The organism is Pseudovibrio sp. Ad37 (assembly GCF_001623075.1).
GTDB lineage: Bacteria > Pseudomonadota > Alphaproteobacteria > Rhizobiales > Stappiaceae > Pseudovibrio.
Window position 1 is genome coordinate 19,263 of record NZ_LMCF01000007.1, and the last position, 15,158, is coordinate 34,420.

General features: G+C 48.8%; 18 protein-coding genes. 6 read left to right on the forward strand and 12 right to left on the reverse strand.

All coding sequences use genetic code 11. The features are described from left to right. Positions 1–189: 189 nt before the first annotated feature. A complete protein-coding gene (gene mnmE, locus PsAD37_RS01445) occupies positions 190–1,539 on the reverse strand; it encodes a tRNA uridine-5-carboxymethylaminomethyl(34) synthesis GTPase MnmE (RefSeq protein WP_063294631.1) in 1,350 nt (449 codons plus the stop codon). A gap of 95 nt (positions 1,540–1,634) precedes the next feature. Here mnmE and PsAD37_RS01450 point away from each other — a divergent pair, with 95 nt between their 5' ends. After that, positions 1,635–3,641, forward strand: a complete 2,007-nt coding sequence (locus tag PsAD37_RS01450; RefSeq protein WP_063294632.1) for a thioredoxin domain-containing protein — start codon at positions 1,635–1,637, stop codon at positions 3,639–3,641. A gap of 135 nt (positions 3,642–3,776) precedes the next feature. Here PsAD37_RS01450 and PsAD37_RS01455 read toward each other — a convergent pair whose 3' ends face one another. The 10 genes from PsAD37_RS01455 to hemE all read right to left on the reverse strand — a co-directional run bounded on the left by PsAD37_RS01455 (position 3,777) and on the right by hemE (position 9,832). Next, a complete protein-coding gene (locus PsAD37_RS01455; RefSeq protein WP_063294633.1) occupies positions 3,777–4,367 on the reverse strand; it encodes a GNAT family N-acetyltransferase in 591 nt (196 codons plus the stop codon). Beyond that, entirely contained in the window at positions 4,360–4,950 is a 591-nt protein-coding gene (locus PsAD37_RS01460; protein WP_084407627.1) for a GNAT family N-acetyltransferase, read from the reverse strand. The genes PsAD37_RS01455 and PsAD37_RS01460 overlap by 8 nt, the downstream gene beginning before the upstream one ends. After that, a complete protein-coding gene (locus tag PsAD37_RS29465; protein WP_208991625.1) occupies positions 4,935–5,192 on the reverse strand; it encodes a GNAT family N-acetyltransferase in 258 nt (85 codons plus the stop codon). Before PsAD37_RS29465 ends, PsAD37_RS01460 begins: the two co-directional genes overlap by 16 nt. Then, complete coding sequence (locus PsAD37_RS29470; protein ID WP_208991629.1) at positions 5,143–5,406, reverse strand: GNAT family N-acetyltransferase; 264 nt, start codon at positions 5,404–5,406, stop codon at positions 5,143–5,145. The genes PsAD37_RS29465 and PsAD37_RS29470 overlap by 50 nt, the downstream gene beginning before the upstream one ends. Positions 5,407–5,409: 3 nt before the next feature. Continuing rightward, complete coding sequence (locus PsAD37_RS28985) at positions 5,410–5,523, reverse strand: GNAT family N-acetyltransferase (protein WP_244272465.1); 114 nt, start codon at positions 5,521–5,523, stop codon at positions 5,410–5,412. A 13-nt stretch (positions 5,524–5,536) separates the two neighbouring features. After that, positions 5,537–6,100, reverse strand: a complete 564-nt coding sequence (locus PsAD37_RS01470) for a GNAT family N-acetyltransferase (protein ID WP_208991626.1) — start codon at positions 6,098–6,100, stop codon at positions 5,537–5,539. Further along, positions 6,093–6,683 (reverse strand): GNAT family N-acetyltransferase, encoded by a 591-nt coding sequence (locus tag PsAD37_RS01475; RefSeq protein WP_063294634.1) that lies wholly within the window; start codon positions 6,681–6,683, stop codon positions 6,093–6,095. Before PsAD37_RS01475 ends, PsAD37_RS01470 begins: the two co-directional genes overlap by 8 nt. Positions 6,684–6,809: 126 nt before the next feature. Further along, positions 6,810–8,075 carry a transcription termination factor Rho gene (gene rho, locus PsAD37_RS01480; protein ID WP_057463213.1) on the reverse strand — a complete coding sequence of 422 codons (1,266 nt, stop codon included), beginning with the start codon at positions 8,073–8,075 and terminating at the stop codon, positions 6,810–6,812. Positions 8,076–8,342: 267 nt separating this feature from the next. Next, entirely contained in the window at positions 8,343–8,771 is a 429-nt protein-coding gene (hemJ, locus tag PsAD37_RS01485; protein ID WP_057463212.1) for a protoporphyrinogen oxidase HemJ, read from the reverse strand. Positions 8,772–8,803: 32 nt separating this feature from the next. After that, positions 8,804–9,832, reverse strand: a complete 1,029-nt coding sequence (gene hemE, locus PsAD37_RS01490; protein ID WP_063294635.1) for a uroporphyrinogen decarboxylase — start codon at positions 9,830–9,832, stop codon at positions 8,804–8,806. Positions 9,833–10,259: 427 nt separating this feature from the next. Here hemE and PsAD37_RS01495 point away from each other — a divergent pair, with 427 nt between their 5' ends. The 5 genes from PsAD37_RS01495 to dnaQ all read left to right on the forward strand — a co-directional run bounded on the left by PsAD37_RS01495 (position 10,260) and on the right by dnaQ (position 13,906). Next, positions 10,260–11,108 carry a pyruvate, water dikinase regulatory protein gene (locus tag PsAD37_RS01495; RefSeq protein ID WP_082596851.1) on the forward strand — a complete coding sequence of 283 codons (849 nt, stop codon included), beginning with the start codon at positions 10,260–10,262 and terminating at the stop codon, positions 11,106–11,108. Positions 11,109–11,169: 61 nt separating this feature from the next. Then, positions 11,170–11,766 (forward strand): Maf family protein, encoded by a 597-nt coding sequence (locus PsAD37_RS01500; RefSeq protein ID WP_057463210.1) that lies wholly within the window; start codon positions 11,170–11,172, stop codon positions 11,764–11,766. Beyond that, positions 11,763–12,596, forward strand: coding sequence for a shikimate dehydrogenase (locus PsAD37_RS01505; protein ID WP_063294636.1), 834 nt, complete (start codon positions 11,763–11,765; stop codon positions 12,594–12,596). Before PsAD37_RS01500 ends, PsAD37_RS01505 begins: the two co-directional genes overlap by 4 nt. After that, entirely contained in the window at positions 12,597–13,196 is a 600-nt protein-coding gene (gene coaE / locus PsAD37_RS01510) for a dephospho-CoA kinase (protein WP_063294637.1), read from the forward strand. It abuts the gene before it with no gap. 2 nt (positions 13,197–13,198) lie between these two features. Beyond that, positions 13,199–13,906, forward strand: a complete 708-nt coding sequence (gene dnaQ, locus PsAD37_RS01515; RefSeq protein ID WP_063294638.1) for a DNA polymerase III subunit epsilon — start codon at positions 13,199–13,201, stop codon at positions 13,904–13,906. 48 nt (positions 13,907–13,954) lie between these two features. Here dnaQ and PsAD37_RS01520 read toward each other — a convergent pair whose 3' ends face one another. Then, positions 13,955–14,941: a D-glycerate dehydrogenase gene (locus tag PsAD37_RS01520; RefSeq protein ID WP_057463206.1), complete on the reverse strand. Its 987-nt coding sequence runs from the start codon at positions 14,939–14,941 to the stop codon at positions 13,955–13,957. Positions 14,942–15,158: the final 217 nt, after the last annotated feature.

Below are 15,158 nucleotides of genomic sequence, written 5' to 3' on the forward strand. Positions count from 1 at the left end.
GGAACTAGAAGGGCAACTACCTATTTTCTTGAAGACTTGATACAACAGGTCACGCGCTGGGTCAAAGAAAACAGCGCAGTGAGTCGCCAATGCCGCAGCATTAGTTATCCACGAGACTCACCAGCTTTTCCCCACTGACTCACGATTCCCAAAAAATGTTTCACGTGAAACATGGCACTTCTACATCTTTTATTTACCGACGCAGAAGTCACGGAAGATGACATCGAGCAAATCTTCAACGTCGATTCGACCTGTGATGCGCCCAAGCTGATCAGCCGCCTGTCGCAAATCCTCACCTCTCAATTCAATCGGAAAACCCTCCGCTTGAATACCGTGGTTCAGATCTTCGACACATTGGGTCAGATGAGAACGGTGACGCTCACGAGTGATAAGCGGGTTTTCAATCAACCCTATATTTCGTTCCGCAAACGACTCGAGGCTTGATAGCAGCGCATTCATGCCACCTTCTTCACGAACAGAAACATTGATCTCTTCTGTCGTTTCGAAGGAGTCATGATCAGCATCAGAGCCCAAATCACTCTTGGTATTAAGACGCCAGATCTCTGCACCATTCTTCAGCAAGCTCTCCGGCAACTCCTCAGCAGCCACATTAGGCGCATGTGTCCAGAGAATGAGATCAGCTTTTTCAGCATGGACGAGAGCACGGCGAATGCCCTCTTTCTCAATCATGCCAGCACTCTCACGGATACCTGCTGTATCGATCAACGTGACCGGATAACCACCAAGGTCCAGATGCACCTCAAGCACATCACGGGTTGTTCCAGCTTCAGGCGTCACGATCGCCACATCGCGCTGAGCCAACTTGTTCATCAAGCTGGACTTACCCGCATTAGGAGGGCCAAGCAGAACAACCTGCAGACCAGAGCGCAGACGCTCCCCTCTCCGCGCATCAGAAAGGTGGGCAACAATCTGGTCACGAAGCTTCGCCAACTCCACCCAGATTTCGTCAGCCACAGAATCTGGAATATCGTCTTCATCAGAAAAATCGAGCTCAGCCTCAATCATCGCACGGCTGCGGATCAACGTTTCGCGCCACTGCGAATAGAGGTCTCCGAGTGCGCCATCCATCTGTCGCTGAGCCTGCCGACGCTGCGCATCGGTCTCTGCATCAATCAGATCAGCAAGCCCCTCAACCTCAGTCAGGTCAAGTTTGTTGTTATGAAATGCCCGGCGTGTGAACTCACCCTGCTCAGCTGGCCGTGTCTTTTCAAAGCTGGAAAGCGCACGCAGCACCGCCGCAACAACAGCACGGCCACCATGGCAATGCAGCTCAACAGTGTCCTCGCCAGTAAAGCTTCCCGGGCCTTCGAACCACAAAATCAACGCATGATCCAGAACAGAACCATCTACAGGGTCCCATAATTTCTTAAGGCATGATTCACGTGAAACGGGGAATTTACCCTTAATCAGCTTTCTCAGGATTGGCCCGGACTGTGGACCTGATAAACGGATAACAGCAACGCCTGAAGGAAGTGCGCCGCTAGAAACTGCGTAGATGGTTTCCTGTTGTGTATTCATTCCACCCCCGGTTCTTTAACTGTATGATCTCGTATGAACTGCGTTAAACCTAGCCTTTACGCCAAGCAATACCTTGAACTCAGGATCACCTCTTTATGAGCAGAAATCGCTTAACGAACGCTTCAAGCCCTTACCTTCTTCAACACCAAAATAACCCTGTCCACTGGTGGGAGTGGAGTAAGGAAGCACTGGAAGAAGCGCAAAAAACAAACAAGCCAATTCTGCTGTCTGTTGGCTACTCCGCCTGTCATTGGTGCCACGTTATGGCCCATGAAAGTTTTGAGGATGAAGCAACAGCCGCTCTCATGAATGAGCATTTCGTCAACATCAAGGTAGACCGCGAAGAGCGCCCGGACATTGACCAGATCTATATGCAGGCTCTCCATATGCTTGGTCAACAGGGCGGCTGGCCACTGACCATGTTCCTCACGCCAGAGGGTGATCCATTCTGGGGTGGTACATATTTCCCAAATGAAGCACGACATGGCTCCCCTGCCTTCACGGATATCCTAACTGCAATTTCACAAAGCTTCATCGCTGATCGCGACACTATCGAAGAGAACCGGCAAGCCATCAGCCAGGCTCTCAACAAGCCACCATCTGAGTCCTCCCCACTTTCTGGCTTCCTGATCACCGCTGCCGGCAAGCAACTCTTCAACATGCAAGACGAGGAAGAAGGTGGCATGAAGGGCGCGCCAAAGTTCCCTCAGGCCTCCGTTCAGGAACTCATCTTCAGAACTGCCAAGGCGCAAAAAAACACCTTCATGCGTGAGCAGTTTTTGAAAACCACGCGAGCGATTTCGCAAGGTGGAATCTATGATCATGTGGGAGGTGGCCTGGCTCGTTACGCAGTCGACTCTATTTGGCTGGTCCCACATTTTGAAAAGATGCTCTACGACAACGCGCAGTTTATCGAGCACCTGTGCTGGGCTTATCAGGAAACGGGTGATGAACTGTTTCATATCCGAATCCAAGAAATCGTCGATTGGCTAGAGCGTGACATGAAGCTTCCCGAAGGTGGCTTCGCATCTTCCATGGATGCAGACAGTGAAGGAGTTGAAGGCAAGTTCTATGTCTGGACTTATGATGAGTTGAAGAATCTCGTTCCGGCAGAACACTTCGAACTGTTCTCTAATGTCTACGACGTCACCCCAGATGGAAACTGGGAAGGCAACATCATCCTCAACCGACGTCACTCCCCTGCTCTTCTGGAAGCAGCTGAAGAGGAAGCCCTGGCAACCTGCAGAGCAATCCTGCTGGAGCACAGAGCGACACGCGTTCCACCACACAAAGACGACAAGGTGTTAGCAGACTGGAACAGCATGCTCGTCTGTGCACTCGTAAAAGCAAGCTCTCTTGTTTCACGTGAATCTATGCGCACTTCCGCCAAGCAGGCATTTGCCTTCATCAAACAGCAAATGTTCCAAGATGGAAAGCTCAGCCATTCCTGGCGACAGGGTCAGCGACTGGAAGTCGGCTTTGCTTCTGACTACGCATGGTGTGCAAGAGCAGCTCTCGCTTTGTACAGATCGGAACCAAATCCACTTGAGAAGCAGCGCTACCTAGAACAGGCAAAAGAGTTCCTGAAGATTCTGAAGGAGCGTTTTGCACACTCTAATGGCGCTTTTTACATGACGGATAAGGATGCCGACGACCTCATCCTCCGCCCCTATCACGCCTATGATGAAGCAACACCAAACTACAACGCCGTAGCCGCTCTCGCCTTTTCAGAGCACTGGATCCTGACAGGTGACACATCTTCCCGTGACGTTGCAGATGGAACTCTGAATGCATTTGCAGCCGACGTTCCAAACAACATCTTCGGCACGGCATCATTGCTCACTGCACTCGATACTCGCACCCGCTTCAAGAAAGCTCTTGTCGTTCTGGGGACTGGTTCGGACGCGAATCTAATAACGCAGGCTCTGCATTCTCAAGCTGATCCTGCCCTCTATGTAGATGTTATTCCTGCTGGTGAAGCTAAGCCGATAGAGTTGGAAAACTCATCCTGGAACACGGATGAAACCACTGTCTTCATCTGCTCAGAAAAAGGATGCTCTCTGCCAGCGACAACACCTGAACAGGTGAAAGAGCAGATCTGATCTGCAAATAAATTAAACGCTGACTCACAGTTTCACGTGGGTCAGCGCTCATAAATATACTTTTGAAAACATAGGTGATTCACGTGAAACATCACATAATTCACAGATCACCCATGTTCGAGTAATCAATTAAGTTCAGCTCTTGGATACGCTTTCAAAACGATCCTTCGTCAAACGGTAAAGCACATGACGCACCAACGGGTGGTCATCTTCCAACATTTGATGATTGAAATCATCAGCTGGGTTCCTCGTCATCCCCAGCCGTTGCATCAGCTTTTGCGAACGCAAGTTTGTCTCCGTCGTGAAGCTGACGATCTCATCAACCTCAAGAGTTTCGAAACCGAATCCAAGCCAGATACGAGCTGCTTCCTGCGCTATCCCCTTCCCCCATGCATCTGGGATAAACCGCCAACCAATCTCCACACACGGATCAAACGGAAGTGGTTTTGGATAGGTCGGAATGTTCAAACCACAAAAACCCAGAAACCTACCAGAAGCCCGATCCTCAACAACAGGACATGCAAAACCCAGATCAGTCTGCTTAGCCATCATACGCTCAAGCATATGGGCACTCTCATCGCGAGACATCACATCTGGGAAAAACTCCATGACGCGCGGATCTGAGTTCATCGCATCCATACCGTCCAGATCACGCTCTTCCCACTTCCGCAACACGAGACGCTCGGTCTCAATACGTGGGCACTTATCAATTAATGTCTCAACCATTTTTCCGTTCCAAATACATCTTTTTTGAAAGCCTATACAAAACGTGTCGGCATAAAGGATGCTCAACAGGCACCCCAGGAAAATCAAAATTCTCAGCAGGGTCAAAGCTCATACCAAGCTTCTCCATCACCCGCCGTGAGTTGTGATTTTGAATAACGGTAAACGCAACAACTTCATCAAGTCCAAGAGTTTCGAATCCGAATCCAAGCCAGAATTTTGCTGCTTCTACCGCAATGCCCCTTCCCCACGCCTCGGGAATTAACTGCCAGCCTATCTCGACACAAGGCTCACATGGCAACGATTCACCATATGAAGGAACATTAAGACCACAGAACCCAAGGAAGTCCCCATTCTCTTTATCTTCGACGACAGGTAAGCAAAATCCATTTTCGTCCTGCCGTTGGATTGCTCGCTTTAAAGCCTCTTCACTTTCCTCAGCATTAGGCCTTTTACGGAAAAATTCCAAAACTCTGGGATCGGTGTTTAACTTGATCAGCCCATCCAGATCCCGCATCTCCCACTTACGAAGAACAAGGCGCTCAGTCTCAACACGTGGGCATCTATCAATCAATGTCTCAACCATGCACTTGCTCCCGAAAGCTTTCCCTTCAGAGACGATACAAAACATGCCGGCTCAATGCATGTCCCTCTTCGATCAAAGACCTCTGAAGCATCTCTGGTCATTCCCAGCTTCTGCATTACTCTTTCAGAACGCCAGTTAACGCGTGCGGTAAAACTCACGACCTCATCAAGACGAAGAGTTTCGAATCCGAATCTAAGCCAGATCCGCGAGGCTTCCTGAGCAATCCCCTTCCCCCCATACATCACCTATCAAACGCCATCCGATCTCCACACACGGGTCGAAAGGCAGCGGTTCTGGATAGGTCGGCACACCGAGCCCACAAAGCCCTAAGAACCTCCCTGACGCTCGTTCTTCAACAACTGGAGTACCAAACCCATACTTCACCTGCTTTGCCATGAGCCGCTCAAACATCCGCTCACTGTCCTGCCGGGACATCACTGCCGGAAAGAATTCCATCACCTATGGGTCTGCATTCATCTGAACAAGCCCCTCCAAATCACGCTCTTCCCACTTCCTCAAAATAAGCCGGTCAGTCTCAATACGCGGACACTTGTCGATGACCTCTTCAATCATAGCTCTGCCTCAATTACTTTTGTCGCGTCATTTTGTAGAGCACTTGGCGTTTAAGCCTGTGCCCATCCTCAAGCAGGGGATGCTCAAACTCTTCAACACGAACCATACCAAGACGCTGCATCACCTTCTCGGAGCGAGAGTTTTGCACGGGTGTAAAGCTGACAATCTCATTGAGTTGTAGAGTTTCGAGTCCGAATCCAAGCCACATTTGTGCGGTTTCCGTAGCAAAGCCCTTTCCCCACTCACTGCGTAGGAGCCGCCAGCCTATCTCAACGCAGGGACCAAATGAAAGATGATCCTGATATCCCGGAACCTTCAGCCCACAATATCCAAGAAACCGCCCACTCCGTTTTTTAGCGATAACCGAATAGCAAAAACCTTCCCGCTGTTGCGCCTCCATGTAACGCACCAACATCTTCTCACTCTCAGCACGAGACAGCACCGATGGATAGAACTCCATCACCCGCGGATCAGCATTCATTTCCGCAAGACCATCCAGATCAGTAAGCTCCCACTTCCGCAGCACCAATCGCTCAGTCTCAATACGCGAACACCGATCAATCGCGATATCAACCATTAGCTTGCTCACGGAACTGAGCTGCAGAGAGCCTGTACAAAACATGCCGGCACAAAGGATGGTCAACCGAAACATTCGGAAAATCAAAGTCCTCAGCAGGATCATGTGTCATGCCAAGCTTCTCCATCACTCTCCGGGACTTGTGATTTTGCACGACCGTGATGGCAACAATTTCATCAAGCTGAAGCGTTTCGAATCCGAATCCAAGCCAGAACCTAGCCGCTTCAACAGCAATGCCCTTTCCCCATGTCTCAGGGGTAAGCCGCCAACCAATCTCAACACAGGGCTCACATGGCAAAGGCCCACTGTACGCAGGAACATTGAGCCCACAAAAACCGAGAAAGAAACCAGTCTTTTTGTCTTCCACCACGGGAAAACAGAAACCATGCTTTTCTTCCTGCCTCATCATAATATCAAGAAACTGCCGCGCTTCATCTGGCGTATTCAAGGAGCGGAAAAACTCCATCACTCTCGGGTCACCATTCATGCGAATGACACCATCCAGATCCCGGTCTTCCCACCGACGAAGAACAAGCCTTTCGGTTTCAACACGCGGGCATTTATCCAGCAGCACCTCTTCCATATTCCCCTCCCCTCATTTCGTAATAGAATCCAACTATTAAAAGCGCCAAAAATTGGCTTAAAAAATAAAAAAAGCCCCGCTCACCGAATTGGCGAGCGGGGCCGAAAAATTCGGTAGGCAGTAAACCTAGGTATTCATAGAGTCGAAGAAGTCATCATTGGACTTGGTCTGACGCAGCTTGTCGAGCAGGAACTCAACAGCATCAACAGTACCCATCTGGCTGAGAATACGGCGCAAAACGAAAGTCTTCTTGAGCTTATCAGCAGGAACAAGAAGTTCTTCCTTACGAGTACCAGAGCGTTGAATATCAACTGCTGGGAAGACGCGCTTATCAGAGATCTTACGATCAAGGATGATTTCAGAGTTACCAGTACCTTTGAATTCTTCGAAGATAACTTCATCCATACGGCTGCCGGTATCAATCAGCGCCGTTGCGATGATGGTCAAAGAACCACCCTCTTCAATGTTACGCGCAGCACCAAAGAAGCGCTTAGGGCGCTGCAGGGCGTTCGCATCAACACCACCGGTCAGAACCTTACCGGAGGAAGGAACAACTGTGTTGTAAGCACGGCCAAGGCGAGTAATGGAATCCAAAAGAATAACAACGTCGCGACCATGTTCGGTCAAACGCTTTGCCTTCTCAATAACCATCTCAGCAACCTGAACGTGACGAGTAGCTGGTTCATCAAAGGTTGAAGATACAACTTCACCATCAACTGTACGTTGCATGTCCGTTACTTCTTCCGGACGTTCATCGATCAACAGAACGATGAGGTAACATTCAGGATGATTGGTGGTAATAGATTTCGCAATATTCTGAAGGAATACTGTTTTACCTGTCCGAGGGGGCGCAGTGATCAAAGCACGCTGGCCTTTGCCGAGCGGAGCTACAAGATCAATAATGCGAGAAGAAATATCCTTGGAGGTAGAATTCTCGATTTCAAGATTGAAGCGCTCATCTGGATAAAGCGGTGTCAGGTTATCAAAGTGAACCTTATGTCTCGCTTTTTCAGGGTCTTCAAAGTTGATTTTGTTGACTTTTAGAAGGGCGAAATAACGCTCACCTTCTTTAGGACTCCGGATCTGGCCTTCAACAGTATCACCGGTGCGCAGAGAAAAGCGACGGATCTGTGAAGGTGAAACGTAAATATCGTCTGGGCCTGGCAAGTAGTTCGCATCAGGAGAGCGGAGGAATCCAAATCCATCTTGGAGGACCTCTACGACACCTTCGCCGATGATCTCAATATCTTGCTCTGCAAGTCTCTTCAAAATCGCAAACATAAGTTCCTGTTTGCGCATGGTGCTTGCATTTTCAACGTCATGTTCCTCAGCAAAAGCAAGGAGTTCAGTTGCGCTCTTAGTTTTCAGGTCTCTGAGTTTCATTTCCCGCATCAATAGGGATCGTCTTTACTATGGGTTCTGGACTTGATTTAGCTTTAGAAGGATCAAGAACTTTCGAACACAAAACGTTAGGGGGGAATAGCAGCTCATCTAGATACGATATTTATCGACCTTCGAAAATCGCTAGGAGATCAGCGATCACATAAGCTACATCGTGAAGTTGCGGGGACAATAACTAATCGAATTGAATTCGGCAAGTGCTTATTGCCCACTAATTCTCCTAATTTTCCAATATTAAAATTCGAATGTTCGGATCACCTAGGGTTTAAAGATCACTAGGAACACAATTGCAACCATTAATAGTGTCGGTAGTTCATTAATAATTCTAAAGTAGCGCTCACTATTCTTATTTTGATCCTGCGCAAACTTAGTGACATGACGTGAAAGCATCACGTGATATATCGTCATCAGTATAACCAGTGAAAACTTCAGCATAAACCAAAGATCAAAATAAGCATCAAGCAGATAAACCAGCCACAAGCCAAAAATCCAGGTGGCCATCATAGATGGAGCCATAATCGCCTTAAGCAATCGGCGCTCCATGATCTTGAAGGTCTCGCTCTTATCAGAACCGATTTCAGCGTTCGTGTGATAAACGAAAAGGCGCGGCAAGTAGAACAATCCCGCCATCCAGGCAATCACAGAGATTATGTGGAGGGACTTCGCCCAGGAATATGCATCATCCATGATCCGCGCCTTATCTAATTCGCAGTGTCTGCTTACAGGCCTTTAACCCGCTTCACCATCTCAGCAACATGTTCTGGCGGAGTTTGCGGAACAACGCCATGACCAAGGTTAAAGATGTGCGGACCATTACCCAAAACTTCGAGAGCGTGATCTATTCCAGTTTCCAGCGCACGTCCACCAGCAACAAGGCGCATTGGATCCATATTGCCCTGTACAGGAACAATTTTCTGAATTTCCTGCGCCACTTCTGCCGGAACAGTCCAGTCCAGACCAACTGCATCAACACCAGTAGCTTCAACATAGCGCTTCAAGCGAGCAGCTGATGCTTTCGGGAAACCGATGATCTTTGCGTTTGGACGCTGAGCTTTCACACCATCAACGATCTTGCGGGTCGGACCAACAGACCACTGCTCAAAACCGATGTCATCCAGAACACCTGCCCAGGTGTCAAAGATCTGCAGTGCATCTGCACCACCATCAAACTGAGCCACCAGGTACGTGATCGAAGCTTCAACCAGCTGATCAATGAAAGCAGTCAGAAGCTCAGGATCCTGATAGGAGCCGATACGAGCGGCAAACTGGTCCTGGGTGGTATGACCAGCCACAGAATAGCAAGCGACCGTCCACGGGGCTCCGCAGAAGCCCAGAAGGGTGGTTTCAGTCGGTAACTCCGCTCTCAAACGCTCGACTGTGGCGATAACAGGAGCCAAATGCTCCATCGTCCTGGCTTGATCAAGCTTATCAACGAGTTCTGTCGAAAGTGGTTCGAGAACTGGTCCTCGACCCTCCTCAAAATTTACAGGGTAGCCAAGCGCATCTGGAATAACGAAGATGTCAGAAAATAGGATGGCAGCATCAAAGCCATACCGGCGAATGGGTTGGAGAGTAACTTCTGTCGCAAGATCGGTATTGTAGCAAAAGTCGAGAAAATTCGGTGCTTGAGTTCGTACAGCTCTGTACTCAGGCAAATACCGTCCTGCCTGGCGCATCATCCAGATTGGTGGGCGCTCTAGTTTCTCGCCTGCCAAAACGCGCATTACCGCTCTTTCATGAGATTCCATAAATCGCCTCTTTTTCCCAAGCCTGCTTAAAAAGAATCTTCTTATTTGGAAGTTTCTATTTCTATTAGTGAGTGAATAGCAGGGATCAATTTAATTCCACAATTCCTAACTGAGAAAACCCTAATAGGAAAAGTCACAGATCAAAAACAAGCAAGACTCTCAACAGGAGTCGAAAACAAATTGTTTTTTCTAAAGATTCAATAGGTTACAATCTGGAAAATAACCAAAGATCACAGTTTATCCCGTATGCTGTGCTGTGAATCTTTTGCGTGGGCAATGTGCAATCCCGTTTATCCAAGTCGTTTCGAAATCAGTATTCTCAAAATATGGAATTGTTGACGGATTAGGGTCAGCGGGCATTAATTTGAAAGCACAGTGAGATTTGGCTAGTTTTTCCAAGTCTCTTAGGAATGTTGAGGATGATACCTTGGGTAACCACTCTAACTACTTCCATTTACACATGGTTTCGGACTCAACAGGCGAAACTTTGATGACAATTGTGCGTGCTGCGACCGCGCAATATGAGAATATTCAGCCCATCGAGCATGTGTACCCGCTGATCCGGCATGACAAACAGTTGAGTAGAGTCCTGGAAGAGATTGAATCTGCACCAGGAATTGTTCTCTACACCCTTGTGGAACAATCCTATGCCCGCCGTCTGGAGCGTAAATGCCAGGATTTGGGGCTGCCATGCGTTAATGTTCTCAAGCCTGTCTATCAGGTCTTCCATAGCTATCTGAACGTCACAGAAACGTGGCGTGTGGGCGGACAGCACGTGATGGATGAGGAATACTTCCAGCGCATGGAAGCGATGAACTACACCATGCTGCATGATGACGGCCAAATCGCAGGGGCTTTGGACGAAGCAGACGTTATTCTTGTTGGCATCAGCCGAACCTCTAAGACGCCAACCTCTATCTATCTGGCAAATAGAGGTATTAAGGCGGCTAACATCCCGCTCATTCCCAATATGCGCCCTCCCCGTCAGCTCCTGAAAGCCAAAAGACCTCTCGTGGTCGGTCTGATGGCCACGGCCGAACGTATTCGGGATATCCGCCAGAACCGCATTTTGTCGCTGGATGCCAAAACAGACAACGACACTTATGTTGATCGAAAATCAATTGCTCAGGAGATTGCGATGTCGAAACGGTTGTGTGCTGAAAATGGTTGGCCGCTCATCGATGTAACGCGTCGCTCTATCGAAGAAACAGCAGCCGAGATCATGGATTTGCTCCGAAAACATAAAAATGAGCAAAAAGAGACAGAAGAATATTGAGAAGCATCGCGCTTTATCCCAATAAATAACACAAGAAATCCTCAGATTGAGAAAGCAGAGTATGACTCGACTGATTTTAGCGAGCGGAAGTAAAATTCGCGCGACACTCCTAGAAAATGCAGGCTTAATTTTTGATCGTATTCCAGCAAATGTTGATGAACGACAGATAGAAGAGCCATTGCTTTCCACTGGTGTGGATCCAGAAGTGATTGCAGCTAAATTATCCGTTGCGAAAGCGAAAGAAGTTTCCGCCCGAAATCATGGTGCTTATGTCGTTGGCGCTGATCAGATCCTGGCATTCGAAGGAAAGCGTCTCGTTAAGCCAGAAGATCTGAACGCAGCCCGCAAGCAACTCATGAGCTTTTCCGGCAAAAGTCACGCGCTTCATTCTGCGGCATGTGTTGTTAAAGATGGTGAAGTTGTCTGGGAAGGTATTTCGACGGCAATTCTGAATGTGCGTGAACTATCAGAAGATTTTTTGGATTGGTACATTGAGCGAACCGGATCCGAAATTCTCTCCAGCGTCGGTGCGTATCAATTGGAAGCTGAAGGCGTGCAGCTCTTTGATAAGATTGAGGGCGATTACTTCACAGTGTTGGGCTTGCCTCTCCTGAGCCTCCTCTCTTTCTTGCGCGAGATTGAGGTTTTGAAGAAATGAGGAACGCAGCTGTCACAGGACATCCGATTGGCCATTCAAAATCCCCTCTGATACATGGCTATTGGCTCAAACAGCACGGCATAGAAGGCAGCTACATTGCACAGGATGTACCTCCTGAGACTGCCGAAAGCTTTTACAGCGCATTGGCTGAGCATGGGCTTGTTGGCTGTAACGTGACAATTCCAAACAAAGAGCATGCGTATAAATCTGCTGAGAAGTTGGATGATGCAGCCAAAATGATTGGGGCTGTGAACACGCTTTGGTTGGATGACGCAGGTGTTTTGAATGGCTCAAACACCGACGGTCTTGGCTTTCTGGGAAATCTCGACCAAATGCTGCCCAACTGGGATAACAACGGGAATAAAGCCGTTGTTCTGGGTGCTGGTGGTGCCTCCCGGGCGATTATCTGGGCCTTACTGTCCAGAGGATACACAGAAGTGTATATCGCCAACAGAACACTAGAAAAAGCGCAGAAACTTGCAGATCATTTTGGCTCAAATACCATCGCAATTAAATGGGATAGTTTGGGGGAAAAGCTTGGAGAAGCAGATTTTCTGGTCAATACGACCTCTCTTGGTATGACTGGACAACCAGAATTAAACATTGATCTTGATAACCTGTCGAAATCGGCAGTTGTGACGGATATAGTTTACTCTCCGTTACGAACCAAACTGCTTCGTGATGCTGAGCAGCGTGGTAATGCGACAGTGGATGGTCTGGGAATGCTTCTTCATCAAGCTGTACCGGGTTTTGAAAAATGGTTTGGAGTTCGCCCGGAAGTCACCGACGAGCTTCGTGAGATGATCCTGAGAGAAATGGGACTTACCTGAATGGTTATTCTCGGTCTGACTGGCTCGATTGGAATGGGGAAATCAACCACCTCAAAGCTCTTCGCAGAGGCTGGAGCCGCTGTTTATGATGCAGATGCTGCGGTCCATGCGCTTTATACCGGCAAAGCTGTTGAACCCGTTGGCAGCGCCTTTCCCGGCACTGCTAAAGATGGCTGCATCGACCGCGAAGCCCTCGGTAAAATCGTCCTCCACGACAAAGCAAAGATGATGCTTTTAGAAAGCCTCATCCATCCGCTCGTTCAGGAAGTTGAAACTGAGTTTCTGCATCAAGCAAAATTAGACCGCCGTAAGGTTGTTGTTCTCGACGTCCCTCTCCTCTTCGAGGTCGGCAAACACAAGGCCGTTGATGCGGTCGTCGTGGTTTCTGCACCATATGATGTGCAGCGTCAGCGTGTTCTTGAAAGACCAGGCATGACAGAAGAGAAATTTGAGGCTATCTACGCAAAACAGTTAAACGACGCAGAAAAACGCAAAAAAGCGCATTTTATTGTCGACACTGGCCGAGGCGTTGAGCCGGCCCGTCGTGCAGTGGGTGCCATTATGCGCGCTGTGTCTTCTATCGCTTCTAGAACGGTGTAATTATGCGCGAAATCTCCTTCGATACTGAAACCACAGGCCTGAATCCGCTTGATGGGGATAGGCTGGTTGAAATCGGCGGAGTGGAACTCATAAATTTCATTCCAACGGGCCGCACCTGCCATCTTTACGTCAACCCGCAACGGGATATGCCAGAAGAAGCGTTCCGTATTCACGGCCTCTCTGCTGAGTTCCTCTCCGACAAACCGCTGTTTGTCGATGTAGCTGACGAATTTCTTGATTTTGTTGGAGATTCACGTCTGGTTATTCACAACGCTCCATTCGATATGGGCTTCATCAACATGGAGCTTGGGCGTTGTAATAAACCAAAAATCCCAAATACGCAGGTGCTGGATACTCTAAAGCTCGCCCGCAGAAAGTTCCCGACCGGATCGGTGTCTCTGGATGCTTTGTGTTCGCGCTACAGCGTGGATAACACAAAGCGCGTATACCACGGCGCGTTGCTCGATGCGGAACTGCTGGCTGAAGTTTATCTGGAGATGAACGGCGGTAAGCAGAAAAATCTTGGTCTGGTGCCAGACGATGAAGCGATCGATCTGGATAAACTCAATGATGAGCCCAAAAAGCGCGTCGCAGCCAAGCAACGCCCAAACTCTCTCTCCCCTTCCCTGTCAGAGGAAGAAATTGAGGCACACGCTAAGTTCCTTGCTGGAATGAAATCTGACCCTGCCTGGAACAAGTATCTGAAGTAGGTTCCAAACAAAAAGCGCTCCAGATTTCTGAAGCGCTTCAAACTGTTATCAGAGCATAGATGGCAAAACGCGATCCGGTGGACGATGCCCGTCCATAAAGGCTTTGATATTGATGATGACCTTCTCACCCATATCAATACGCCCTTCGATTGTTGCGGAACCCATGTGAGGCAACACAACCACCTTGTCGGATGCCACAAGCTTCGGGTTGATCGCAGGCTCGTGCTCAAACACGTCCAGCGCCGCCCCTGCAAGTTCACCTGACTCAATCTGACGGATCAGCGCGTTTTCATCCACGATCTCACCGCGAGCGGTGTTCACGATGTACGCATCAGGCTTCATCAGCTTCAAACGGCGTGCGGAAAGCAAGTGGTAGGTACCCGGCGTATGCGGACAATGGATGGAGACGACATCCATGCGCGCAAGCATCTGATCCAGACTCTCCCAGAAAGTAGCCTCCAGCTGCTCTTCAAGCTCCAGAGGCTCGCGAATTCGATTGTGGTAATGGATAGACATACCAAATGCTTTTGCGCGTCTGGCGACCGCCTGACCGATACGGCCCATGCCGATGATACCGAGACGTTTGCCCCAGATACGGCGACCAAGCATCCAGGTTGGAGACCAGCCGTCCCATTCCTTGTTCTCAATCTTCTTCATGCCTTCAGAAAGACGACGCGGAACAGCGAGAATGAGCGCCATGGTCATATCTGCGGTGTCTTCAGTCATCACACCAGCAGTATTAGTAACTGCAATACCGCGATTGTTGGCAGAGATAACGTCGATATTGTCGACGCCGTTACCGAAGTTGGCGATCATTTTCAGATTAGGGCCAGCCTGAGCCAAAACTGAAGCATCAATGCGGTCTGTAACAGTGGGGACAAGAACATCAGCAATTTTGACAGCTTCCACAAGCTCTGCCTGAGTGAACGGCTTGTCTTGCTCATTCAACCGTGTGTCGAAAAGCTCGCGCATGCGTGTTTCAACAACATCCGGCAGTTTCCGTGTCACAACCACAATAGGCTTCTTTTTTGGCATCGTCCCCGCCTTCTGTCAAAAATTCGAAGTTTTTTAACCCTGCCCTAATCACCATATGAGTCAATGACTCAAAGGTCTTACAGGTTGTCAAAGTTTCATTACCAAATGTTCCGGTGAAAACAAGACTTGTCAAACACGTCTACATCTAATAGCAGCCACTATCGGAAATCGCGAGATCTAAGGTATGATACTTGTGTCTCGATTTTAGTGAAAATTA